Source organism: Streptomyces sp. NPDC034085 (assembly GCF_055575555.1).
Window position 1 is genome coordinate 400102 of the sequence record NZ_JBVISL010000004.1, and the last position, 21731, is coordinate 421832.

The following is a 21731-nucleotide window of genomic DNA, read 5'->3' on the forward strand; positions in this document are numbered from 1 at the left end:
GACACCGAGGGCACCATGAGGGCGATGACGTACGAGACGTACGGCGGGACGGAGGTGCTCGCCGAGTCCCGGCTGCCGGTCCCCAAGGTCGCGCCCGGCGAGGTCCTCGTCCGCGTCCGCTGCGCCGCGGTCAACCCGGTCGACTGGAAGATCATGTCGGGCGGGCTCGACGGCATGATGGACACCGTGTTCCCCGTCGTCCCGGGCTGGGACGTGGCCGGCACCGTCGAACGGGTCGGCATCGACGCCCCCGAGTTCACGCCGGGCGACGAGGTCATGGGCTACGCCCGCAAGGACTGGGTGCACGGCGGTACCTTCGCCGAGTTCGTCAGCGTCCCCGTACGGTGCCTCGCGCCCAAGCCCGCTTCGCTGGACTGGGGGCAGGCGGCCGGCCTGCCGCTGGCCGGGCTCACCGCCTACCAGCTGCTCACCCGCCTGGGAACCGGCGCGGGCGACACGGTCCTCGTCCACGGGGCGGCGGGCGGCGTCGGCTCCCTCGGCGTCCAGATCGCCCGCGCCCTCGGCGCCCGGGTCATCGGTACCGCCTCCCCGCGCAACCACGACCGGCTGCGCGAGCTGGGCTGCGAGCCGGTCGCCTACGGGGACGGCCTGACCGAACGCGTCCGCGCCCTCGCCCCCGAGGGCGCGACCGTCGTCGCCGACTTCGTCGGGGGCGTCCTCGACGTCACCCGCGCCGTCCTGGCCGCCGGCGGCCGCCACGCCTCCATCGCCGACCACACCGTCCTCGGGGCGGGCGGCCAGTGGATCTGGGTCCGCCCCGACTCCGCGGACCTCGCCGCTCTGGGCCGCCTCGCCGACTCGGGCCGGCTGACGGTCACGGTCGCCCGGACCTTCCCGCTGTCGGACCTGGCCGCCGCCTTCGCCCTCAGCCAGGAGGGCCACACCGCGGGCAAGATCGTCATCGAGGTGTGAGGCCGGCCCGGCGTCCCTTCACCGGGCCCGGCCCCTGCGGTGAGGTCAGGTGAGGTCCGGGACCTCACCCGACGCCGCCCAGGCGACCTCCACCCCCGCGAGCCCCGCCGCCCACGGCGCCGCCAGCGCCGCCAGGGCGGCGGCGTCCGGCGGGGTGGGGCCCAGGCCGACGGCGTAGCGGGCCAGGGTGGCGGTCCGCTCGAAGGGGCGGGGCCAGGCATGCGCGTCCGGGAGCGTGGCGAGCAGGGCCCGCAGCCGGCCCCGGGCCCGGCCCAGCCGCTCCTCGAACTCCCCGGGCGCGTCCGCCCGTACGCTCACCACCGCCCACGCCGCGTGCCGGCGGTGCAGCGGCGGCGGCGACAGCAGCCCGCCGAAGCCGTCCGGCTCCGCCTCCAGCAGCTCCCAGGCCGCGTACAGCTCCTGGACCAGCAGGTCCCGCAGACCGGGACCCACCTGTGCCGTGCAGCTGCGCACCGGCGCGCAGGGGGTGAGGACCGTGACCGGGTCCGCCGCACCGCCCGCCTCGCCCGCCCCGCCCGACGGGAGCAGGGACACCGGCTCGCTCCAGTCCCAGGCGGCCCAGCCACCGAAGAACTCCCTGCGCAGCGCGCCGGGGGAGCGGTCCGCGGCCTCCCGGACGGTCCGTGCCGCCAGGACGGCCCAGGCCAGTCCCGGCAGCCCGCCGAAGGGCGCCGAGTCCAGCCCCCGTGCCCGCGCCCAGGCCTTGACCTCCCGCGCCAGCCGGGCGAAGGCGGCGTGCTCCGCACCCACCGCCTCCCGTACCGCCCCGGCGTCGGCGAGCGCGCTCAGCGCGACGGCCGCCGCCCCGCCCAGCTCCGCCCGCCGGGCCACCGCGAGTGCCGGGTCCAGTGCGCCGGCGCCGACCACCACCAGGTCCACGTCCAGCCCGGACGCGGACAGCCGCAGCCCCGGCACCCGCGCGCCCGTCACCTCCCGCAGCCGCCGGGCACCGGGCAGCGCGGCCGCCACCCGCGCCCGCACCCCGGCGGCATCCCCCGGCCCGGGCAGCACGGCCACCAGGTCCAGGTCGGCCCCCGGCAGCGCGCACCCCATGGCGCGGGAACCGGCCGTCCCCACCAGGCCCTCCGGCAGGGCCGCCGCGATCCGCGCCGCGACCTCCTCGGCGGCGCCCGCCGCCTCGACGGCCCCGGCCGGGGCCTCGGGCGGCGTCCAGCGCACCGCACCGGTGCCCAGCTCCACCACCGCCCGCACCCGCATCGGCCCGTCCCCGCGCCGCGACAGCACCGCGAGCTCCCCGACCCGGGCCGTGCGCCCGCCGGGGCCGAGCCGCTCCGCGAACTCCCGCTCCGCCCGCAGCGGGTCCCCGCTGCGGCCCAGCGTCAGGTGCGGGGTCCAGCCACCGGCAGACCCCCGGCACCCCGGGAACCGGTCGGCGAGGGCGTCGCGCAGCGCGTGCCACGGCGCGTCGCCGCCCTCGCCCGCCGCCGGGTCCAGCCACAGGGTGGCGTCCTCCCGGTGCCCGAAGGAGTGCACGCCCTCCAGCCGGGCGGTGAACGGCCGCGTCGCCGCCGCGACCTGCGCCAGCAGCGGCAGCGCCTCCTCGAAGGACGACTCGGGCACGAAGCCGGACAGCAGGTCCACATGCGCCGGCCAGCGCTCCGCCTGCGGGTCGTGCGCCCGGCGCAGCGCCTCGACGACCGGGTCCGGCGGCGCCGGCCACGCCACGGCCGTCCGCGCCGTCGCGGCCGCCGCGCACCGCTCGGCTCCGGCGTCCGCCGTCCCGTACTCGACGGTGGCCTCCACCCCGAAGTGGTCCGAGACGAACAGCCCGTCGGGCCCGGGGGAGTCGCCCCGCAGTGCGGCCTCCCGCACCAGCGCGCCGCCCGACGGCCGCAGCAGGATCCGGTCCAGGCGGGCCGCCCGCCCCGACAGCGAGCCCACCGCCGCCAGCGGGTTGACGCCCGGGTCGAAGGTCGGGGTGTCGTCCTGCGGCCCGTGGACGTCGTTCCACGCGTCCCGCAGCCCCAGCGCGGCGGCCGGCCCCTCGGCCCCGGAGCGGCCGTCGTTGAAGTCGCCGAGCAGTGCGATCCCGGCGTCGATCCCGCCCAGCCCCTCGGCCAGGCGCGCCAGTTCGGCCTCCCGCCGGCCGGCGCCGTCCTCGGTGTGGTCGCTGGTCAGGTGTGTCGCGGCGACGACCAGCGGCCCGCCGGCGGTGTCCACGGTGACGGCGGCGACCGCCTTGTGCGGGCCGAGCGCGTGCATCCCGGCCTCGCGCACCGGCAGCCGGCTCAGCACCAGCAGCCCGCTGTCGGCCACGTCCGCGCCCTGCGGATCGGTACCGAGCGCGTACCCGTCCCGCACCCACGGCGCGGCCAGCAGCAGCGCGAGCAGCGCCGGCTCGACCTCCTGGAGGGCGATGACGTCGGCGTCGGCCGCCGCCAGGCCGGCCAGCAGCATCGGCCTGCGCAGGGCGGTGGCGATGCGCGGGGCGTCGTACCGGTCCCACAGGGTGTTCCAGGTCAGCAGCCGCACGCTCGCCGCGGGACGCGCGGCCGGCGCGGCCCGCACCGGCCGCCAGTCGCCGGCCGAGGCGTCCCACGCGTGCGGGGTCCGGGCCGTGAAGAACGGGGCGTTCAGCAGGCGCCGCTCGCGCACCCGCCCGGCCCGCGTCGTGTCGATCCGGTCCACCCCGGTGGCCCGGTCCCACACCAGCTCACCGTCCGCCTCGACGAACAGCACCCGGTGCCAGGGGATGTCGCCGCCGGGCACGAACGAGGGCAGCGGCACCCGTTTCGGCGCGGCCCCGCGCTGGAGCAGGCCGAGCGTGAACCGCGCCGGATCGAAGCGGGGGTCCCAGCGGACCTGGTGGTAGAGCTGCTCGCTGGTGCGCATCAGACGCCGTCCTCTTCGTCGCTCCCGGCCCCGCCGTGCGGCGCCAGGTGCCCTGCCCTGTCCTCGACCGCACCGGACGCCCCGACGTACCAGGTCCGGTGCGCCTGCCCCGGGTACGGCGGGCTGAACCGCCGCAGCTGCGCCGCCAGCACGGACTCCGGCACCGGGTGGGGGCGTACGGCGTTGCGCCGCGCCAGCTCCGCCTCCCCGACCAGCACCACCACCCGGGTGACCAGCGCGTCGCGGCGCCGGGCGACCGCGCCGGCCAGCCCGCGCTGCTGCTCGGTCAGGGAGGTGGCGTCCCACACCACCGTCCCCCCGGCGGCCAGCGCCGCGTCGAGCCGCTCCAGGCCCTCGCGCAGCACCTCCGGATTGGCCCGCTGGTCGGCGCGCGCACCCCGCGCCGCGCGCAGGTCGTCCAGGGCGACGTACGCGTCGACCCCGGGCAGGGTCCGCGCGAAGGTGCTCTTCCCGCTGCCCGAGGGCCCGCACAGCTGTACCAGCCGCGGGTACGCCGACCCGTCCCGCCAGCGCCAGGTCGCGGCCACCGCCTCCTGCGCCGTGGACAGCGAACCCCGCCCGAAGGCCTCGCGGGCCTCGGCCCAGCACCGGTCGGCGGCCTCGGCGTCCAGCCCGGCGAGGGCCTCGCGCAGCCCGGCCCGCAAGCCCCCGAGGGGGTCCGGGCCGAGCAGGCCGGCCTCCTCGGCACACAGCGCGGACCACTCGGCGCACTCCAGCTCCCCGGCCGTCGCCGGGAGCCCCGCGGCCAGCGCGTGCAGCACCCCGAGGTCGGCCGCCGCGGCCATCCGGACCAGCCCGGCCCGCCGCTCGTCCTCCGGGAACGGCCGCCGCAGCGCCGGGTACAGCCCCACCAGGTCCGCCACCCGCCGCGCCGTCCGCATCCCGAGCGGCCCCGCCGCGAGCCGCGCCCCGAGGGCGGCCCGGGGGCGGCGGTGCAGCGCGGCGGCCAGCACACCGGCCAGCCGGGCCTCCCCGGTGCGGCCGGCGCCGTCGAGCCGGGCGGTGACCTCGGCCACGGCACGCTCCGCTGCGGCGTCGGCCGGCTCCTCCACCCCGAGTGCGGCCAGCAGCCCGGCCGTGTCGGGCTCGGAGCCGGAGCGGACCGCCCACAGGGGAGCGCCCGGGCCGAGCCCGTTGGGCACGACGGGCGCGTACATCCAGTGGGTGCCGGTCTGCACGTGGCCGCCCCGCACCCACTTGGCGACGTAGCGGCCGAAGTCCGCGCGGCCGAAGCCGGCCGTCGTGCGGACCACGTAGCCCTCCTGGCGGGTGGTGTCGACCCGCAGCCGGCGCAGCGCCCGCTCGTCGTAGGTCCCGCGCCACAGCACCTTCGGGACGGGGATGCCGAGCCGGCCGAGGAAGCGCACCGTGCGGTCCCAGTCGAGGCACCGGTCGCCGTCCCACACCGAGAACCCGTAGAACCAGCTGTCCAGTTCCTCGTAGGCGAGGGAGTGGCGGGCGTACAGGTTCTCCCCGCACACCCGCCACCCGGCGGGTATCCCGGCGCCGATCCGGCCCTGGAGGCCCTTGACCCAGGCGCGGGAGGGGTGGTGGCCGGAGTCGAGGGAGCGGGCGTGCAGCCCGTCCGCGTACAGGGTGGTGTTCTCCCCGTCGAGCTTCTCGGTGACGACCACCTCGCGCCCGGCCAGTGCCGGGGTCCCCGCGGCGCGCACGTCGTCGGCGGTGGCGCCGGGGGACCACGGCAGGTGGGCCGTGCGGGGGTAGTGCGTACGCATGACGGGCTCCAGCGCGGGGGACGGGGTGCCCGGTCACCCTACGTATCCGCTGCGGCGGGCTTCCACCCAATTCGGCCGGAGCGGGCGCTCCCGAGGGGCGCGGCCGGACACGGCCTAACGGCACAGCGCGGCGATGGCCGGGTCCACCACCCCGCGGGCCGCCTCGCACAGGGGGGCCATGTCGTACGAACGCCGCGGTGCCGGACGGGGCTTGGGCCGTACGGGTTCCCGGGTGCGCGGCTTCGCGGCGGGGGCGCGGTGTGCGGGGCGGGCGGGACGCGGCGGGCGGTCGTCGGAGCGGGCCCGGGGCGGGTGTCCGGCGGCGGGCTGCCGGCCGGCCTCGCCGGGAGCTGCCGGGGCGGCCTCGGAGGCGGGCGCGGGCGACGGCTCCTGCGGCTCCGGCGCGGGCCCCAACGGAAGCCCCTCCGACGCCGGTTGCCGGGGCGCCCCCACCGTACGCGCGGGCCCCGGCGCCTCGGCGGGCCCCGGTGCCCGGACGGTCACGCACCCGGTGGTCAGCACCAGCGCGGCGAGCATCAGGGACAGGAGCGGCGGCGGGGTCGGGCGCGACGGCATCCGCCCACCCTGCCGTACGGGAGCACCGGCGGTCGCGCCCGCTCACACGGACGGGTGAGCGCCCCCCACCGGGTCGCCGGGAGGTCCCGTGACCCGGTACGTGGTCGGACCAGCTGCTTTCACACCGCCGGTCCGCACGACGGACCGTATCAAGATCGACATAATCTGGTCATAAGGAGGTATCGGGGCGGTAAAAGGATCTTACGGCGGTGTGCCGGGAGCGGCGGCCGGCCGCCGTAACCCGCAGGCTGCCCCCGCTGTTGCACGCACGACGGGTCCACCCACGGTGAACGGAGTACCGATGCCGCAGCTGACCGACGACCCGGAACGGGCGGGCACCTGGATGACCCCGGCGGAGTACGGGGCCTCCCGCGCCGTCCTCTGGACCGGAGCGACCGTCCTCGTCACCGACCCCGACGGGCGGGTCCTCGTCCAGAGCGTCGACTACCGCCGCGACCGGCTGCTGCCGGGTGGCGCCGTCGACGCGGGAGAGGCGCCCTCGGCCGCCGCGGCCCGCGAGATGCGCGAGGAACTCGGCATCGACGGCCACTACCCGCGCGGACTCGCCGTGGACTGGGTCCCCGCGGACACCCCCGGCTTCCCGCCCGAGATGCGCTTCCCCGGCGAGATCCTCCACGTCTACGACGGCGGCACCTGGACCCCGGAACGCATCGGCTCCGTCCGCCTGCCCGCCCAGGAGGTCACCGGCATCGACTTCGCCGAGCCCGCCGACCTGCCCGCCCTGATGGACGCGGGCGACGCCCGCCGCGCCCTGTCCGCCCTGCGCGCCCGCGTCAACGGCGGCGGGCCCGCCCTGCTGGAGGACGGCCGCCCCACCACGCCCACCGCCCTGGACCGGCTCGGGGTGCTGCGCACCCGCCGCGCCCCGCAGCACGGCACCTGGCACCCCGGCCCCGTCCCCGCCCACCTGCCCGTACGGGACCGCACGGGCTGGCTCTTCGCCCCCGACGGCCGGGTGCTGCTGCTCGTCGCCCGCGCCACCGGCGCCGTGCACCTGCCCTCCCACCGGGCGGAGCACGCCGTCGCGGCGGTGCCGCTCGGCTACCGGTACGCCGACCAGCAGGCCCACGCCCGTACCGCGGCCCGGCTCACGGCGCTCTCCCCGGCCGCGGACCCGGCGTACGCCCGGCTGCTGGCCACCCCCGAGCAGGTACGGGAGCTCAGCGACTGGGGGCCGGCCGGGCGGCACGAGCTCGCCTCCGTCCACGCGGCCCGCGCCCACCTCGGCCTGCCCGCGCCGCCGCGCACCCCGCCGGTGGAACTGCCCGAGCAGGGGCTGCGCTGGTGAGGGACCCGTACCGCCAATGCGGGGCCCGCGGCGGCCCGTCCCGCAGCATGGGGCCATGACCGACAGCGTGATCGACTACACCCTCTACATCCAGGCCGACCCCGCCCGCGTCTGGGAGGCCCTCACCGACCCCGCGTACACCCGGCGCTACTGGGGCCTCAGCTTCGAGACGGACTGGGCGGTGGGCTCGACGATGGACTGGGTCGAGCGGGGGGCCCGCACCAGCGACCCCGAGCAGGTGGTCCTCGACTGCGTCCCCGACCGCCGGCTGTCCTACACCTGGCACACCTTCAGCCCCCAGTGGGCTGCCTCCGCCGGCATCGCCGAGGAGCTGCGGGCCGAGCTGGCGGGCGAGCCGCGCACCCGGGTGACGTACGAGATCGAGCCGGTCGGGGACACCCTCGCCCGGCTCACCGTCCGCCACGAGGGGTTCACCCCGGGCGGCACCCTCTTCGGCATGTGCGCCGGTGCCTGGCCCCTGCTCGTCTCCAGCCTCAAGACCCTCCTGGAGACCGGCGCCCCGCTGCCGGAGGCCCGGCCGGCCCCGGGCGGCGCCTCAGGGCAGTGACCAGATCCGGGTCGTCACGACGTAGAACACGAGCACCCAGAACACGGTCATTTCACCGCGACGGTCCCGAGGCCGATGAGGTTGGTCCGGGCCGGCCGCTCCGTGGGGGACGGCCGCAGCCACCGCTTGAGCAGCGGGTTCACGTAACGGGGCATCGTGAAGAAGCTCATGATGAAGCTCGACAGCAGGTTGCCCACCAGCAGCCCCAGCCACAGCGGCATCCTCAGCGGCGACAGGGCGAGCGTCAGCAGCACCACGGTCGGATACAGGCCGACCCAGACCGCGAGGGCGGTCTTGGTCTCCGACGGCGCCGGCGCCTCCCTGCCGTTCTCCGCGAAGGCGAACCAGCTGCCGAAGGAGTTGTCGACGGTGCGCAGCTTGAAGTCGTCGAACTTCCGGCCCTCGGCGAGGACCTCCTGCCGCTTGTCCGAGGTCAGCCAGGCGTCGAGGTGCTCGGCGCTGTCGTAGCGGTACAGGGTGGTCCACTCGTTCTGGAGGCCCTCCACCGGGTGGAAGACCTCGCTGCCCCGGAACCCCTCGAACGTGCTCTCCGCATGGCTCATGCGGCGCTGCCAGGCGAGGAATTCCTCGACGTGGCCCGGGTGGACGCGGTGGGTGACCACGACGGTCACCAGCGGGTCGGTCGGCCGGGAGCCGCCGCTGATGACCTGCTGGGTCGCCGGTCCGTCGAAGTACTGCTCGCCGACGTCGAGGAGCCGCTGCCGGGTCGCCCCGTTCATCCAGGCCTGGAGGTGGGCGATCGAGTCGAACCGGTAGACGACCACCCAGTCGGGCTGGAGCGGCGTCGGCGGGGACACCTCGGCGCCGAGGTAGCCGGGGTAGTCGGCCGCGGCGGCGTTGACCCCGTACTGCCACTCCTCGTACTCCCGCTCCCGCCCGGGCAGGACCTTCCGGCCGATGATCACCGTGGCGGAGGCGTCCGCGTCCCCGGGCCCGGTGTTCACCGTCCCGGACCCGTCCGCGCGGCGCGGCTCTCCCCCAGCCGACTGTAGATCCGCTCGGGGGTCAGGGGCAGCTCGCGGAACCGTACGCCGGTGGCGTCGCGCAGCGCGTTCGCCAGGGCGGGGGCCACCGGGTTGATGCAGCATTCCGCGATGCCCTTGGACCGCAGCGGCCCGACGGAGTCCGACGACCCCACCAGGAGCACCTCGGTGCGCGGGACGTCGGCGTAGGCGGGGATGCGGTAGTCGCGCAGGCTCGGGTTGGCCATGGCGCCGTCCGCGTCGACCCGGTGGTTCTCGGTCAGCACGAACCCGATGCCCTGGGCCACGCCCCCCTCGATCTGCCCGCGCACCTGCGCGGGGTTGACCAGCACACCGGCGTCGGCCGCCTGGACGCTGTGCAGGATCCGGATCTCGCCCGTCACCGGGTGCACGGCGATGCGGAACCCCTGCGCGTTGGAGGTGACGCTGCGGGGCGAGCCGTACGCCTTGCGGGCCGCGGTGAACCGGATGCCGCGCGCCCGGGCCGCGGCGACGAGGTCGGCCAGCGCGACGCGCTGGTCGCCGCAGACCACGTACTCGTCCTCCAGCGCGCACATCACGACGTGGACGCCGGTGCGGGCGGCGGCGAACTCCAGGATCCGGTCGCGCACCGCGCCGGCCGCCCGCAGGACCGCGTTGCCCGCGACGAAGAGCCCGGCACTGGCGAAGGCACCGGTGTCGAACCCCGTGCGGTCGGTGTCGGACTGCACCAGACGGATCCGCGAGGGCGTCGTCCCGAGCCGGCCGGCGGCGATCTGGACGTGCGCGGTGGAGGTGCCCTCGCCGAACTCGACCGTGCCGACCGCGAGTTCGTACACGAGGTCGTCGCCGAGCGTGACCCAGGCCTCGGAGATGTGCTCCGTCGGGGGCGCGGTCTCGTGCAGGGAGCACGCCACCCCGGTCCCGACGAGCCAGCCGGGGCCGGGAGGGGGGCTGCCGTCCGTACGGGCCAGGGCGCCGGCCACCAGGCCGAGGCACGCGCCCAGCCCGTCCTCGCTGAACGTCACGTCGTCGGGGCCCTCGTGCATCGCCACGAGCGGGTCCCCGGGCCGCACGACGTTGCGGCGCCTCAGCTCGACCGGATCCATGTGCAGGGCCAGTGCCAGCTCGTCCATCGCCGACTCCACGGCGAAGGCCGGCTGGGTCATCCCGTAGCCGCGCAGCGCCCCGCTGGGAACGGTGTTCGTGTACACGGAGTACGCGTCGTACTTCTTGTTGGGGCAGCGGTAGAGCATCACGGCGGCGCCGCCCGCGTACAGGGTCTCCCCGCCGTGGTTGCCGTAGGCGCCGGTGTTGGACACGTTGCGCACCTGCAGCGCGGTGAGCGTGCCGTCCGCCTTCGCGCCGAGCCTGACCGTCAGCTTCATCGGGTGCCGTGGCGAGGCGGTGGTGAACTCCTCCTCGCGCGTGAACTCGTAGCAGACGGGCCGGCCCGTGTCGAGGGCGGCCAGCGCGGCCAGGTCCTCCGAGACGACCTCCTGCTTGCCGCCGAAGCCGCCGCCGACGCGCTTGCAGAACACGCGCACCTGGTCGGGGCGCAGGGCGAAGAGGTAGGCCAGTTTGAGCCTCGCGATGGACGGCGACTGGGAGCTTGTGCGGACGTTGAGCCGGCCGTCCTCCGTCCAGGCGATCGAGCCGTGGGTCTCCAGGTGGACGTGCTGCACGCGCGGGGAGGAGTACGTGCCCTCGTGGACGACGTCGGCCGCGGCGAACCCGGCGTCGACGTCGCCGATGTGGGAGTGGATCTCGAGGAGCAGGTTGCGGGCGCTGTCGCGGACGAAGGGGTCCTCCGAGCCGTGCAGCCGCGGCGCTCCCTCGGCCATGGCCTCCTCGGGGTCGAACACCGCCGGCAGCACCTCGTACTCCACGGCCACCCTGCGGCAGCCCTCCTCGGCCGCTGCGGGAGTGTCGGCCAGGACCGCGACGACGCGCTGGCCCACAAAGCGGACCGTGTCGTCCAGGAGGTAGGTGTCGTCCGGATCGACGAGGTGGTCGGTGTGGAGCGCGGTGGTGAAGCGCCTGCGGGGCACGTCCTGCCAGGAGTAGACGCGGTGCACGCCGGGGACCGCGAGCGCGGCGCTCCTGTCGACGGAGGCGACCCGCGCGTGGGCGTGCGGGGAGTGCAGCACCTTCAGGTGCAGCATGCCCTCCATCCGGGTGTCCATGGTGAACTCGGCGCGCCCGGTCACCACGTCCTCGGCGGCCGGGGCCCCCACGTTCGTCCCGACCGCCCTCGCGGGCGCGGCTCTCTCCACGTGGGCGACGCCGTTGACGGCGTCCTCGATGGCCCGGTAGCCGGTGCAGCGGCACAGGTTGCCCTTGAGGGCTCTCGGCAGGTCCGCCTTCTGGGCGTCGGTCAGGGCGGCCGCCGTCATGATCATCCCGGGGGTGCAGAAGCCGCACTGGAAGCCGGGCGCGTCGCGGAAGCGCCGCTGGACGGGGTGCAGGTCGCCGGGCGCCCCGAGCCCCTCGACGGTGGTCACGGCGCGGCCCTCCGCGCGGAAGGCGGGGGTGATGCAGCTGTGCACGGGCACACCGTCCAGCCACACCGTGCAGGCGCCGCAGTCGCCGGCGTCACAGCCCTTCTTGACACCGAAGTGGCCGAGCGAACGCAGGAAGGTGCGCAGGCACTGTCCGGGAGCCGGCTCCTCCTCGAACGCGCTGCCGTTGACGAGGTAGGTCATGCCGGGCCCCCGGAGGCGAGTTCGCGGCGGATCTCCTCGGCGAAGTGCCGCGTCAGATGGCGGCGGTGGCCGGGCGTCCCGTTGGGGTCGTCGAACCAGACGTCGGCGGGGACGGCGTCGATGCTCTGCCGCAGCGTCGCGGCGTCGGGCATGTGGTCGAAGGCGAACCGCACGGGCCGGGTGGTGCCGGCGGTGACGGTCAGCAGCAGGTTGCTCGTCCCGGGCGCCTGCGTGCCGATCAGGAACACCGTCGAGCGGCCGAGGCGGGTCAGGGAGAAGCGCCGGTGCGCGGCGCGTTTGGCCAGGGCGTGCGCCGGAACGTCGATGCGGCGCAGGACCTCGCCGGGGGCGAGGACGTTGCGGTGGTCCCCGGTCACGAAGTCCAGGGCGTCGACCGTGCGTACGGTTCCGTCGGCGGCCCACAGCTCGTAGCGGGCCTCCAGGGCGACCGTCAGCGTGATCATCGGGCCGGCGGGAAGGGACATGCAGATGTTGCCGCCGACGGTGGCCGCGTTCCAGACCTTGAACGAGGACAGGAATGCCTCGCAGGCGGTCCTGACGAGGTGGCCGGCCCCGGGCCAGTCGGGCGGCGCCCGGAAGGCGTACAGGTCGCGGACGGTGCAGGTCGCGCCGATCTCGAGGCCCGCGTCGCTCGGGACGAGGGGCTCCCAGGGCAGCGCGGTCAGGTCTATCAGGCGCCGCAGGTGCGGCTGCTCCGCGGAGTACAGCCAGGTGCCGCCCGCGAGCCACGCGTCGCCTTCGCGCCAGTCGGCGCCCGGCCGGTCGGAGGGCCGGCGCACGACCTCGGTGACGGTGTTGAGATCCATGGGGAACGGACTCCCTCACGACGGACGCGCGACGGACGCGCGACGGACTCATGACGGACTCATGACGGGTTCACAGCGGACCCGCGACGGACCCGAGGCGCTGCGCGACGAAGATCCTTTCCAGGATAGGGCGCGGGCCCGGCCCCTGCCATGCAGGCCCGTCCGCCGCCCCGCCCGCACGGAATTTCTTGATCATCGGCGGAGTTCACGTGTACGGACCACACACGAGGAGGCGGCCGCATGGCACGTGAACACCACCGGGTCGTCATCACCGCGGCGGGCCGGGACTTCGGGCGAACCCTGGCCCTCGGTTTCGCCGCGCGGGGCGCAGAGGTGCACCTCTCCGCCCGCACCCTCGAAGGTGCCGAGCGCGTCCGCGCGGAGATCGCCGCCCAGGGGCACGACCCCGACCGGGTCCACGCGTACGCCTGCGACCTCACGGACCCGGCCTCGGTGCGGGCGTTCGCCGCGGCGGTCGCGGCCCGTGCGGACCACGTCGACGTCCTCGTCAACAACGGCTCCCGCTACCAGCACGGGACGGACCTGCTGTCCGCCTCCGACGAGGACGTCGTGGACACCCTCGCCTCCGGGGCCACCGGAACCGTCCTGGTGACCAAGGCCTTCCTCCCCCTGCTCCGCGCGTCCGACAGGCCGGACATCGTGACCATGGTCTCCGGCTGCGGCGAGGCCGGGAACCACCGGTCCGACGCGCACAGTGCCTTCTACGCGGCCAAGAGCGCCCAGGCGGGGTTCACCGAGAGCCTCTCGCGCCGGCTGCGCGGCGAGGGCATCCGGGTGATCTCCCTCTACCCGCCGGACTTCGACAACCACGACCCGCTCTCGCCGGCCTGGGAGGACGCCCCGCGCACCGCGGAGGACCCCCTCACCGCCCAGTCCCTGATGGACTGCGTCTTCTTCGCCGTCGGCCAGCCCCGCGACTGCTTCATCAAGTCCTTCCACTTCGAGCAGGCCGCCGGGGACCGGCCGCACTGACCGGGACCGGGACCCCCGTCGGGGCCGCGCACGGCCGTCGTGTGGAATGTGTGCCATGGGGAGCCCTGAACACCACATACGCCGCGTGCCGGCGGCCGGCCCGGCGACGCCGCCCCGGCCGCCGGAGCAGGCCCTTGCCGTGGCGGCCGACCGCTGGCGGTACGCCCGCCACCTCGACCGCCTCGCCGCGGCCGGGGCGGCCGGCCCGGCCGCGGAGGCCGTGGCCGTGGCCGACGTGCTGCGCGACCCGGACCCGGTGATGGCGCAGAGCGCGGTGGTGACCCACCTCGACCGCCGTGCCGTACGGCTGCTGCCCGGCGCCGGCTTCCACGACTGGGCCCGCGCCCTGCTCCTCGTACTCGACGGCCACGCCTTCCCGGCCCGCCGGCTGCGCGAGTGGACCCTGCTGAAGGCCCTGGAGGCGGGCGGGGCGTGGTCGGCCGGGGAGCTGGCCGCCGCCTCCGACTGGTGCCAGCGCACCGCCGCCCGGTCGCCGGCCCCCGACGAGGCGCTGGCCCTGCTGGCCGCCTCCGGCCGGACCGGGCGGGTGCGCACCGCTGCGGCCCGGCGGCTTCACCGGCGTGCCACGTCCTGACCCGCCGCGCGTCATGCCGGCGGGCGGCCGGTGTCAGAGGCCCTTGCGGACCCGGGCCGCGCGGCGGGCCTCGGCGGCCTGGCGCGCCTCGATGGTCTTGCGGGACTCCTTGCCCTTGCCGGGCCGGCCCGGGCGGGTGCCGATGCCGCGGAAGCCCAGCTCCGAGCCGCTCGGACGCCCCTTGGCGTCGGTCGGCAGGGCTCCGGCCAGCGGTACCCCGGACGGCTTCTTCGCACCGGTGATCCGGCTCAGCGCCGCCTCCCCGGAGCGCACCTGGGTGATGGTGGGCCGGATCTTGGCGTCGGCCATGAGGCGCACCATGTCGCGCCGCTGGTTGGGGGTGACCAGGGTGACCACCTTGCCGGACTCGCCGGCCCGCGCGGTGCGGCCGCCGCGGTGCAGGTAGTCCTTGCTGTCCGCCGGCGGGTCGACGTTCACCACGAGGTCGAGCTCGTCGACGTGGATGCCGCGGGCGGCGACGTTCGTCGCGACCAGCACCGTGACCAGCCCGTCCTTGAACTGCCCGAGCGTGCGGGTGCGCTGCGGCTGGGACTTGCCGCTGTGCAGCCCCTCCGCCCGCACACCCATGGCCCGCAGGTGCTTCACGAACTGGTCGACGCCGTGCTTGGTGTCCAGGAACATGATCACCCGGCCCTCGCGGGCCGCGATCTCGGTCGCCGCCGAGACCTTGTCCGCCGCGTGGATGTGCAGCACGTGGTGGTCCATCGTGCCGACCGAGGCCGACTGCGGGTCCACGGAGTGGGAGACCGGGTCCTTCAGGTAGCGGCGCACCAGCTGGTCGACGTTGCGGTCGAGTGTGGCGGAGAAGAGCATCCGTTGCCCGTCGTGGTGCACCTGGTCCAGGATCTCGGTGACCTGGGGCATGAACCCCAGGTCGCACATCTGGTCCGCCTCGTCCAGCACCGTGATCCGCACCCGCTCCAGGTGCACGTCACGCCGCCCGACCAGGTCGCTGAGGCGCCCGGGCGTGGCGACCACGACCTCCGCACCGGTGCGCAGCGTGCTCGTCTGGCGCCCGATGGACAGTCCGCCCACGACGGTGGCCATGCGCAGGTGCAGGGCCTGCGCGTACGGGGTCAGCGCCTCGGTCACCTGCTGCGCCAGCTCGCGCGTCGGGACGAGGACCAGCGCGAGCGGCCGCTTCGGGTCGGCCTTCTGCCCGGCCGTCCGGGCCAGCAGGGCCAGGCCGAAGGCGAGGGTCTTGCCGGAGCCGGTGCGGCCGCGGCCGAGGATGTCGCGGCCCGCGAGGGAATTGGGCAGGGTGGCCGCCTGGATCGGGAAGGGCTCGCGCACCTCCTGGTCGGCCATGGTCCGTACCAGCTCAGCGGGCAGCCCGAGTTCGTCGAACGAGGCCACCGGGGGCAGGGCCGGGGTGGCGGTCCGGGGCATGGCGAACTCGCCCTGCGGACCGAGGGTCCGGGGGGCCTTGCCGGCCCCCTTGGCTCCCTTGGCTCCCGGCTTGGAGCCTGCCTTCGCTCCGGCCTTGACACCGAAACGCCCGTGAGCTGACGGGTTCTTCATGCAGAACCTTCCGTGAGGAGAGTGAGGGGTGCGGGGCCCGCGGCGCCGGAACGGCGACGAGCCGGGGACCGTACCCCTCGGTACGGTCCCCGGCTCGTCGTACGCGTCCGCACCGGGCGACAGCGCCCGCGCCTCAAGTTTCCCGGCCATTTTACCAGCCGGTCACCGGCCCGGCCCGGGGTCCAGTTCCCCCGACCGCACCCGGGCGAGGTGGGCCCGCATCTCGACCTCCGCCCGGACGAACCAGTCGGCGATCACGGCGATCTCGTCGGCGGTGTACTCGGCGAACACGGCGCCCAGCCGGTCGTAGAAGGGCTGGTAGGTGGCGATGACCCGGGCGGCGGCCTCCGGGACGGCCACGACCCGTACCCGCCGCCGGTCGGCGGGATCGGGCTGCCGGCGCGCGTACCCGGCCCGCTCCAGCCGGTTGAGCACACCGGTGACGGCGCCGGTGGTGAGGTTCACCAGCCCGGCCAGATCGCCGGCGGAGAGGGGGTTGTCGCAGGCGTTCAGGATGTGGCCGAGGCAGGTCAGGTCGGTGACGTTGATCCCGAGGAGCTGCGCCACCTCCTGCTGGCCGATGAGGCCGAGGGCCACGTACTGGTCCATGCGGGCGATCGCCTCCCCGGCCGTGGCCGCGGGGCGGGGCTTGCCGTGCACCGACACTCTCCTTAGTATCTAAGTTACTTAGCTCGTGAGATAAATGATCCTGCTCCGAGCGTACTGCTGCCTGCCCTCAGAGGGGGAACCATGAGCGCCCACGGCGACGTCGACCTCGGCCACACCGTGGCCGGCTGGACCGGCACCACCCTGGCCCTGCTGGGCTGCACCGGAGCGGGGGCGGCCCTGTGCGCGGGCTGGACCCCCGGGATCTGGCTCGGACTCGGCCTGGTCGTCGCGGCGGGCCTGGCCGCCTGGCTGCTCCACCTCGCCGGGTGGGGCAAGCCCAGCGGCCCGCGTCCGCGCGAGGCGTGGGACTGGCGCGTGCGGGACACCGCCGCGCGGACCGGGCACGCCGACTGCCTCGGCTGCCGGGCCGCCGGTCCGCGGCGCGCCGCGGCGGCGCCGGCCGGCCGCCGGTCCGCCGCGCCGCTGCCCGCCGGGGACGGCGGCGCCTGACCCGCCCCGGTTGGCCGAGCCCCGCGTGTGGCGCACGGGACGGACGGGCAGTATCGAGACGGCCGCGCGTGTGCGGCCCGAGCGGAACGTCGAGAAGGATCAGTACCGATGGCAACTGGCACCGTGAAGTGGTTCAACTCGGAGAAGGGATTCGGTTTCATCCAGCAGGACGACGGCGGCCCGGACGTGTTCGTCCACTTCTCCGCCATCCAGGGGGCCGGCTTCAAGTCCCTGGAGGAGAACGCCCGCGTCTCGTACGACGTCACCCAGGGGCCCAAGGGCCCCCAGGCCGAGCACGTCGTGCCCGAGTAGGACCGCGTCCCCCGGCGCGCCGCCCGCCCCCGCGCCCCCGGGGGCGGGGCCGCCCGCCCCGCGGTCACCGCCAGTGGAGCCCCCGCCGGTCACCCGGCGGGGGCTCCCGCGTTCTCCGGGGGGCGCCGCCTGGCGGACGGGCCCCGCTCAGTGCGCCGGGCCCCCCGCGGCCTCCCCTTCCTCCCCGCCCGCGCCGTCCTCGCGCACGGTGATCGCCGAGACCGGGCAGGCCCGCGCGGCCTCCCGTACCAACGGGCTGCCGTGGCCGTCCTCCCGGCCCGCCAGCACCTCGCTGAAACCGTCGTCGTCCTGGGTGAAGACCTGCGGCGCGGTCAGCACGCACTGGCCGGCGCCGATGCACACGCCCTGGTCGACGGAGATCCGCACGCCGCTCACCACGTCACGGGCAGTTCGATCATGCCCTGGATGGTGTCGCCCGGCTTGAACGGGATCCGGTCGGGATCGGCCGCCAGGCGCAGCCCGGGCAGCCGCTCGAAGAGGGTGCCCAGGGCGATCTCCATCTCGGCGCGGGCCAGGTTCTGGCCCAGGCACTGGTGGATGCCGAAGCCGAAGGCCAGGTGGTGGCGGGTCGGCCGGTGCCAGTCCAGGGCGTCGGGGTCCGCGAAGACGGCCTCGTCCCGGTTGATGACCGACGTGGAGAAGACCACCCCGTCGTCCGGGCGGATCGTCACCCCGCCGATCTCGATGTCCTCGGTCGCCACGCGCAGCATGCCGTCGGCGATCGACAGGTACCGCATCAGCTCCTCCACCGCCTCCGGCATCAGGGCGGGGTCCGCCCGCAGCTCGGCCAGCTGCTCCGGGTGCCGCAGCAGGGTGAAGGTGCCGAGGGAGATCATGTTCGCCGTGGTCTCGTGCCCCGCGATCAGCAGGATCGCGGCCAGCGAGACGAGTTCCTCGACGTCGGTCTCGCCGGTCTCCAGCCGGGTGGCGACGAGCTCGTCCAGCAGCCCGTCGCCCGGATCGGAGCGCTTGCGCCGGATCAGGGCCTCGAGGTAGGCGTCGAGCCGCTCCCGGGCCTCCTCCACGTCGGCGGTCGCGGGGCCGCGCAGCAGCCGCCGCGACTGCTCCTCGAAGAACTCGTGGTCCTCGTACGGCACCCCGAGCAGGGCGCAGATCACCATGGACGGCACCGGCAGGGCGAAGGCGCCCACCAGCTCCGCCCCCGGGCCCCGGTCCACCATCGCGTCGATCAGCCGGTCCACGGTCTCCTGGATCCGGGGGCGCAGCGCGGCCGTGCGCTTGACCGAAAAACTCGGGATCAGCATCCGCCGCTGCGTGTTGTGCTCGGGGTCGTCCACCCCGAGCAGGGCCGTCCGCCGGTTCTGCAGCCCCTTGAACCGGGGGCTGGGGGAGGGGAAGGCCTCTTTCGTAGGGTCGGTGGACAGCCGCCCGTCGGACAGCAGGGCCCGCGCTTCGGCGTGGCCGGTGACCACCCATACGGAGCGGCCGTCGAAGAGGGTGACCCGGGAGAGCGGCCGGCCCTCCCGCAGCGGCTGGTAGGCGGCCGGGGGGTGGTAGGGGCAGGTGCGGTCCTGGGGGAAGGCAACGGCATCGGACATGGAAAGCAACACCTCACAAGCGATGGTTCCGTCTTGCCGGACTCCATTACATGCCTGAGGCACCTATCCCACCTACGCCACTTTCAGCCAGCCTGCCCGAGTTCACCCGCGGGGCCCGGCGGCGACCGGACCCAGGCCGGAACCCGGGCGGGTCCGCCGGCACGACCTAGAGGTGCGCATCCAGGAAGGCGCGCAGCTCCGCCGCGCCCATCGGACCCGCGTGGGCCGCCACCGCCTCGCCGGACCGCAGCAGGACCACCGTGGGCGCGCCCGTCACGCCGTAGCGGCGGACCGGCCCGGGGCAGCGGGTGATGTCGGCGCGGACGGCGGTGAGGCGCGTGCCGTACTCGTCCTCCCGCACCAGCTCCGTGACGAGCGCGTCCAACGCCCGGCACGCCTCGACGGCCTTCGGCCAGGTGCCGGTGAAACAGGCGAGGACCGGCCCCGGTGCCATCCGGACGATGAAGTCGAATTCCTGGTCCTCCAGCGGCCGGTGTACCCGACGGGCCATGGGTGGTGCTCCTCAGTTCGGACTGCCGTGACCGCCAGCCTAGGTGGTGACCTCCCGGCGGTCCGCCGGGAGGGGCCGGACCGCCCGTTGTCAGTGGCGGCTGTGAAGCTGGGCCCATGGACGACAGGATGCTGCGCCGCCGCGTCTACGGCGCCGACCACGACGACCCCGACCCGGGCCCGCGCCCCGGCCACGCCTACGGTGAGCTCGTGGGCGGGCCCCTCGACGGGCTGCTCCTCGACGTCACCGGCTGGAGCGCCCGCCGACTGTCCGAGGAGGTCCGGCTGCCCACCGAGATAGGCCGCTACGGCGCCGGCGGCCGCGCCCACTACCGCCGCCGCGCCGCGGACCCCGGCCGCTGGGACTGGTCGGGGGACAGCCGGTAGCGGCCCGGGGGCCGGCCGGCCCCCGGACCGGCGTGCCGGGGCCCGTACCCCTGGTGCACCTGACGGGCCCCCGCGGTGGCCGGTTCCGCGGAACCTCCGAAGAATCTTGCCCAGAGCTGTCGATCCGGGCGCCTCCCGTTCGACGCAGAGGTGAGAGGCGGGGAGAGCCCCCGCCCTCCCACGACCGAGGAGCCACCATGCCGCGCTTCCTGATGCTGATCCGCATCGACGAGCAGGACCCGCCCCCGGAGGACTTCCCGCCCGGCTTCGAACAGCGCATGGGCGCCCTGATGGACGAGCTGACCCAGGCCGGGGTGATGCTCGACACCGCCGGGCTGCTCCCCACCTCCGAGGGCACCCGCATCACCTGGTCCGGCGGGAGGACCAGCTTCACCGACGGCCCCTTCACGGAGACGAAGGAGGTCGTCGGCGGCTACATCTTCCTCCGGTGCAAGGACAAGGCGGAGGCCCTCGCGTGGACCAAGCGGTTCCTGGAGGCCCACCCGGCGGAATGGACCGTCGGTGCCGAAGTCCGCCAGGTCCACGAGATGTGACCGGCGGCGGCCCGCGGCGCCGACGGCGGGCGCGCACCGGAGGCCCGCGCCGAGGTCGAGAGGGCGGCCGCCCTCACCCGCAGCGCCCGCGGACGGGACCTGCTGCCGGGCCGCGCGGCCGCCCTCGGGGACGTCAGCCCGTGACCCGTACCGCCTGCGGCTCGGGCCGCCGGGGCGCCGTGAGCGCGACGGGCCTGCGGAAACCACCCGTGCGCGCGATGCTCTGCACCGTCAGCCGCAGCGCCTCCTGGAAGTCGCCCATCGTGCGGCGCGCCGCCGGGGTGTCCACGTACAGGGAGTTCATGTGGAGCCCGTCCGCGTCCCGCTGGAACCAGGAGCAGGTGCCGTTCGCCCGCGCCGACCACACGTGCGTGGTGGGCCGCCACTCGTCGTGGCGGTCGGCGCCCGGGCAGCGGCGCATGTCGATGTACGAGAAGAAGTTCACCGGGTACGGCCAGGAGCGGCCGGCGAACTCCTCGGGCGCCAGCAGCTGCCAGGCCCGTACGAACGGCACGTCGAGGTGGCGCATCATCTCGGTGAACCCCGCCCGTACCTCGGCCATGACCTGCGCGAAGTCCTTGCCGGGGGAGGCGTCGAACTCGATCGGCAGGGTGTTGACGAACCAGCCCACCGAGTTGTTCCAGTCCTCGCGCCCGCGCTCGCTGACCGGCATGAAGCCCCGGTAGACGCCGGGGCCGCCGGCCTCGCGCAGACACACGCCGACCGAGCCGAGCAGCCCCATGAACGGCTTCCCGCCGACCTCGCGGCACGTCTTCTCGAACACCTCGGTCTCGGCTGCGTCCAGCAGCGTGGAGGCCTCGTTGACGATCGGGTACATCCGGTCCGGCTCGATGCCCAGGTCCAGGGGGAAGCGCGGGAAGAACTCCCCGCCCCGCCGCGTGAAGGACTTCCAGTAGTCGAGGCGTTCGTCACCGGCGTCGATGGACAGGTAGCGGCGGCGCTGGTCGTCGGCGAAGTCGAGGTAGCTGGGCGCGGGCGGCAGCACGGCCGTCTCGCCGCGCCGCAGGGCCTCGTAGGCGGTCAGCACGTCATGGGCGACGACCGGCATCGACATGCCGTCGCAGACGATGTGGTCGAAGGCCAGGTACACGGTCGCCGAGTCGGGGCGCAGCACCGCGCCCATGGTGAACAGCGGCCACGCGAGGGTGTCGATGCTGCGCGTGAACCGCCCGGCGAGGTACGCGCCGAGCCGCTCGGTGGAGTCGAACGTGGCCACGTACTGTACGTCCAGGGCGAGTTCACCGATGGGCAGGGGCTCGCAGGACAGCTCGCCGGCGAGCCTGCGGAACGCGCAGCGCAGCACCTCGTGCCGCTCCACGAAGCCCAACAGGGCCCGTGTCATGGCCGGTTCGTCGAGCGCGCCCTCGACCTCGAAGGTGACGGCCACCCAGGAGGCCGTGGGGTCGTCGTCCGCGCGGGCTTCCTCGGCGACGGTGAAGTGCTTGTCCTGGTTGAACGACGCCTTCTTGCCCTCCGTGCCACCCCGGCCCGGGCCCTGCGGTTCGGCGGTGGCCCGCAATCGCCACTCGAACAGGCGCCCCGGCGCCACGTGGTGTGTCTCCAGAGGAAACTGCCGCATTCCGTCA

General features: G+C 75.3%; 21 protein-coding genes. 9 read left to right on the top strand and 12 right to left on the bottom strand.

What is annotated here, in order from left to right:
- Positions 1 to 15: 15 nt before the first annotated feature.
- The gene (locus tag ACZ501_RS16625) at positions 16 to 933 is read left to right on the top strand and encodes an NADP-dependent oxidoreductase (RefSeq protein WP_362458552.1); all 918 of its coding nucleotides are present in this window, start codon (positions 16 to 18) and stop codon (positions 931 to 933) included.
- Between the two features lie 45 nt (positions 934 to 978).
- Here the strand turns inward: ACZ501_RS16625 and ACZ501_RS16630 are convergent, their stop codons facing one another.
- From ACZ501_RS16630 to ACZ501_RS16640, 3 genes are all read right to left on the bottom strand, one after another.
- Entirely contained in the window at positions 979 to 3807 is a 2829-nt protein-coding gene (locus tag ACZ501_RS16630) for a poly(A) polymerase (RefSeq protein WP_468796115.1), read from the bottom strand.
- Complete coding sequence (locus tag ACZ501_RS16635; RefSeq protein WP_468796118.1) at positions 3807 to 5564, bottom strand: RNA ligase family protein; 1758 nt, start codon at positions 5562 to 5564, stop codon at positions 3807 to 3809. The genes ACZ501_RS16630 and ACZ501_RS16635 overlap by 1 nt, the downstream gene beginning before the upstream one ends.
- Before the next feature lie 114 nt (positions 5565 to 5678).
- Positions 5679 to 6140: a hypothetical protein gene (locus tag ACZ501_RS16640; protein WP_468796121.1), complete on the bottom strand. Its 462-nt coding sequence runs from the start codon at positions 6138 to 6140 to the stop codon at positions 5679 to 5681.
- A 301-nt stretch (positions 6141 to 6441) separates the two neighbouring features.
- Here ACZ501_RS16640 and ACZ501_RS16645 point away from each other — a divergent pair, with 301 nt between their 5' ends.
- A complete protein-coding gene (locus tag ACZ501_RS16645; RefSeq protein WP_468796124.1) occupies positions 6442 to 7449 on the top strand; it encodes an NUDIX domain-containing protein in 1008 nt (335 codons plus the stop codon).
- 55 nt (positions 7450 to 7504) lie between these two features.
- The gene (locus ACZ501_RS16650; protein WP_361610363.1) at positions 7505 to 8017 is read left to right on the top strand and encodes an SRPBCC family protein; all 513 of its coding nucleotides are present in this window, start codon (positions 7505 to 7507) and stop codon (positions 8015 to 8017) included.
- Positions 8018 to 8064: 47 nt separating this feature from the next.
- Here the strand turns inward: ACZ501_RS16650 and ACZ501_RS16655 are convergent, their stop codons facing one another.
- The 3 genes from ACZ501_RS16655 to ACZ501_RS16665 are packed head-to-tail and all read right to left on the bottom strand — an operon-like array spanning position 8065 to position 12532.
- Positions 8065 to 8982: an antibiotic biosynthesis monooxygenase gene (locus ACZ501_RS16655; protein ID WP_468796127.1), complete on the bottom strand. Its 918-nt coding sequence runs from the start codon at positions 8980 to 8982 to the stop codon at positions 8065 to 8067.
- Positions 8979 to 11705, bottom strand: a complete 2727-nt coding sequence (locus ACZ501_RS16660) for a molybdopterin-dependent oxidoreductase (protein WP_468796130.1) — start codon at positions 11703 to 11705, stop codon at positions 8979 to 8981. The genes ACZ501_RS16655 and ACZ501_RS16660 overlap by 4 nt, the downstream gene beginning before the upstream one ends.
- Positions 11702 to 12532, bottom strand: coding sequence for an FAD binding domain-containing protein (locus ACZ501_RS16665; protein WP_468796133.1), 831 nt, complete (start codon positions 12530 to 12532; stop codon positions 11702 to 11704). The genes ACZ501_RS16660 and ACZ501_RS16665 overlap by 4 nt, the downstream gene beginning before the upstream one ends.
- A 240-nt stretch (positions 12533 to 12772) precedes the next feature.
- On the opposite strand from ACZ501_RS16665, the gene ACZ501_RS16670 reads away from it, so the two are divergent.
- Both ACZ501_RS16670 and ACZ501_RS16675 read left to right on the top strand, forming a co-directional pair.
- A complete protein-coding gene (locus ACZ501_RS16670; protein WP_468796136.1) occupies positions 12773 to 13525 on the top strand; it encodes an SDR family oxidoreductase in 753 nt (250 codons plus the stop codon).
- Between the two features lie 55 nt (positions 13526 to 13580).
- Positions 13581 to 14120 (top strand): hypothetical protein, encoded by a 540-nt coding sequence (locus ACZ501_RS16675; protein ID WP_468796139.1) that lies wholly within the window; start codon positions 13581 to 13583, stop codon positions 14118 to 14120.
- A gap of 33 nt (positions 14121 to 14153) precedes the next feature.
- On the opposite strand, the gene ACZ501_RS16680 is transcribed toward ACZ501_RS16675, so the two are convergent.
- On the bottom strand, positions 14154 to 15662 hold the full coding sequence (locus ACZ501_RS16680; protein ID WP_468796142.1) for a DEAD/DEAH box helicase: 1509 nt from the start codon (positions 15660 to 15662) through the stop codon (positions 14154 to 14156).
- A 162-nt stretch (positions 15663 to 15824) separates the two neighbouring features.
- Positions 15825 to 16322, bottom strand: coding sequence for a MarR family transcriptional regulator (locus tag ACZ501_RS16685; RefSeq protein WP_361611413.1), 498 nt, complete (start codon positions 16320 to 16322; stop codon positions 15825 to 15827).
- 90 nt (positions 16323 to 16412) lie between these two features.
- Between ACZ501_RS16685 and ACZ501_RS16690 the strand changes: the two genes are divergently transcribed.
- Both ACZ501_RS16690 and ACZ501_RS16695 read left to right on the top strand, forming a co-directional pair.
- Positions 16413 to 16781, top strand: a complete 369-nt coding sequence (locus ACZ501_RS16690) for an HGxxPAAW family protein (protein ID WP_362458432.1) — start codon at positions 16413 to 16415, stop codon at positions 16779 to 16781.
- A 108-nt stretch (positions 16782 to 16889) separates the two neighbouring features.
- Entirely contained in the window at positions 16890 to 17093 is a 204-nt protein-coding gene (locus ACZ501_RS16695; RefSeq protein ID WP_362458429.1) for a cold-shock protein, read from the top strand.
- Positions 17094 to 17240: 147 nt separating this feature from the next.
- On the opposite strand, the gene ACZ501_RS16700 is transcribed toward ACZ501_RS16695, so the two are convergent.
- From ACZ501_RS16700 to ACZ501_RS16710, 3 genes are all read right to left on the bottom strand, one after another.
- Positions 17241 to 17480 (bottom strand): ferredoxin, encoded by a 240-nt coding sequence (locus ACZ501_RS16700; protein ID WP_468796145.1) that lies wholly within the window; start codon positions 17478 to 17480, stop codon positions 17241 to 17243.
- A 5-nt stretch (positions 17481 to 17485) separates the two neighbouring features.
- Positions 17486 to 18673: a cytochrome P450 gene (locus ACZ501_RS16705; protein ID WP_468796148.1), complete on the bottom strand. Its 1188-nt coding sequence runs from the start codon at positions 18671 to 18673 to the stop codon at positions 17486 to 17488.
- 166 nt (positions 18674 to 18839) lie between these two features.
- Positions 18840 to 19184 (bottom strand): thioredoxin family protein, encoded by a 345-nt coding sequence (locus ACZ501_RS16710; protein ID WP_361611359.1) that lies wholly within the window; start codon positions 19182 to 19184, stop codon positions 18840 to 18842.
- A gap of 116 nt (positions 19185 to 19300) precedes the next feature.
- On the opposite strand from ACZ501_RS16710, the gene ACZ501_RS16715 reads away from it, so the two are divergent.
- Positions 19301 to 19570, top strand: a complete 270-nt coding sequence (locus ACZ501_RS16715; RefSeq protein ID WP_361611357.1) for a hypothetical protein — start codon at positions 19301 to 19303, stop codon at positions 19568 to 19570.
- Between the two features lie 197 nt (positions 19571 to 19767).
- Positions 19768 to 20124: a YciI family protein gene (locus ACZ501_RS16720; RefSeq protein ID WP_362458420.1), complete on the top strand. Its 357-nt coding sequence runs from the start codon at positions 19768 to 19770 to the stop codon at positions 20122 to 20124.
- A gap of 133 nt (positions 20125 to 20257) precedes the next feature.
- Here the strand turns inward: ACZ501_RS16720 and ACZ501_RS16725 are convergent, their stop codons facing one another.
- On the bottom strand, positions 20258 to 21724 hold the full coding sequence (locus tag ACZ501_RS16725; protein WP_361611173.1) for a condensation domain-containing protein: 1467 nt from the start codon (positions 21722 to 21724) through the stop codon (positions 20258 to 20260).
- Positions 21725 to 21731 lie beyond the last annotated feature (7 nt).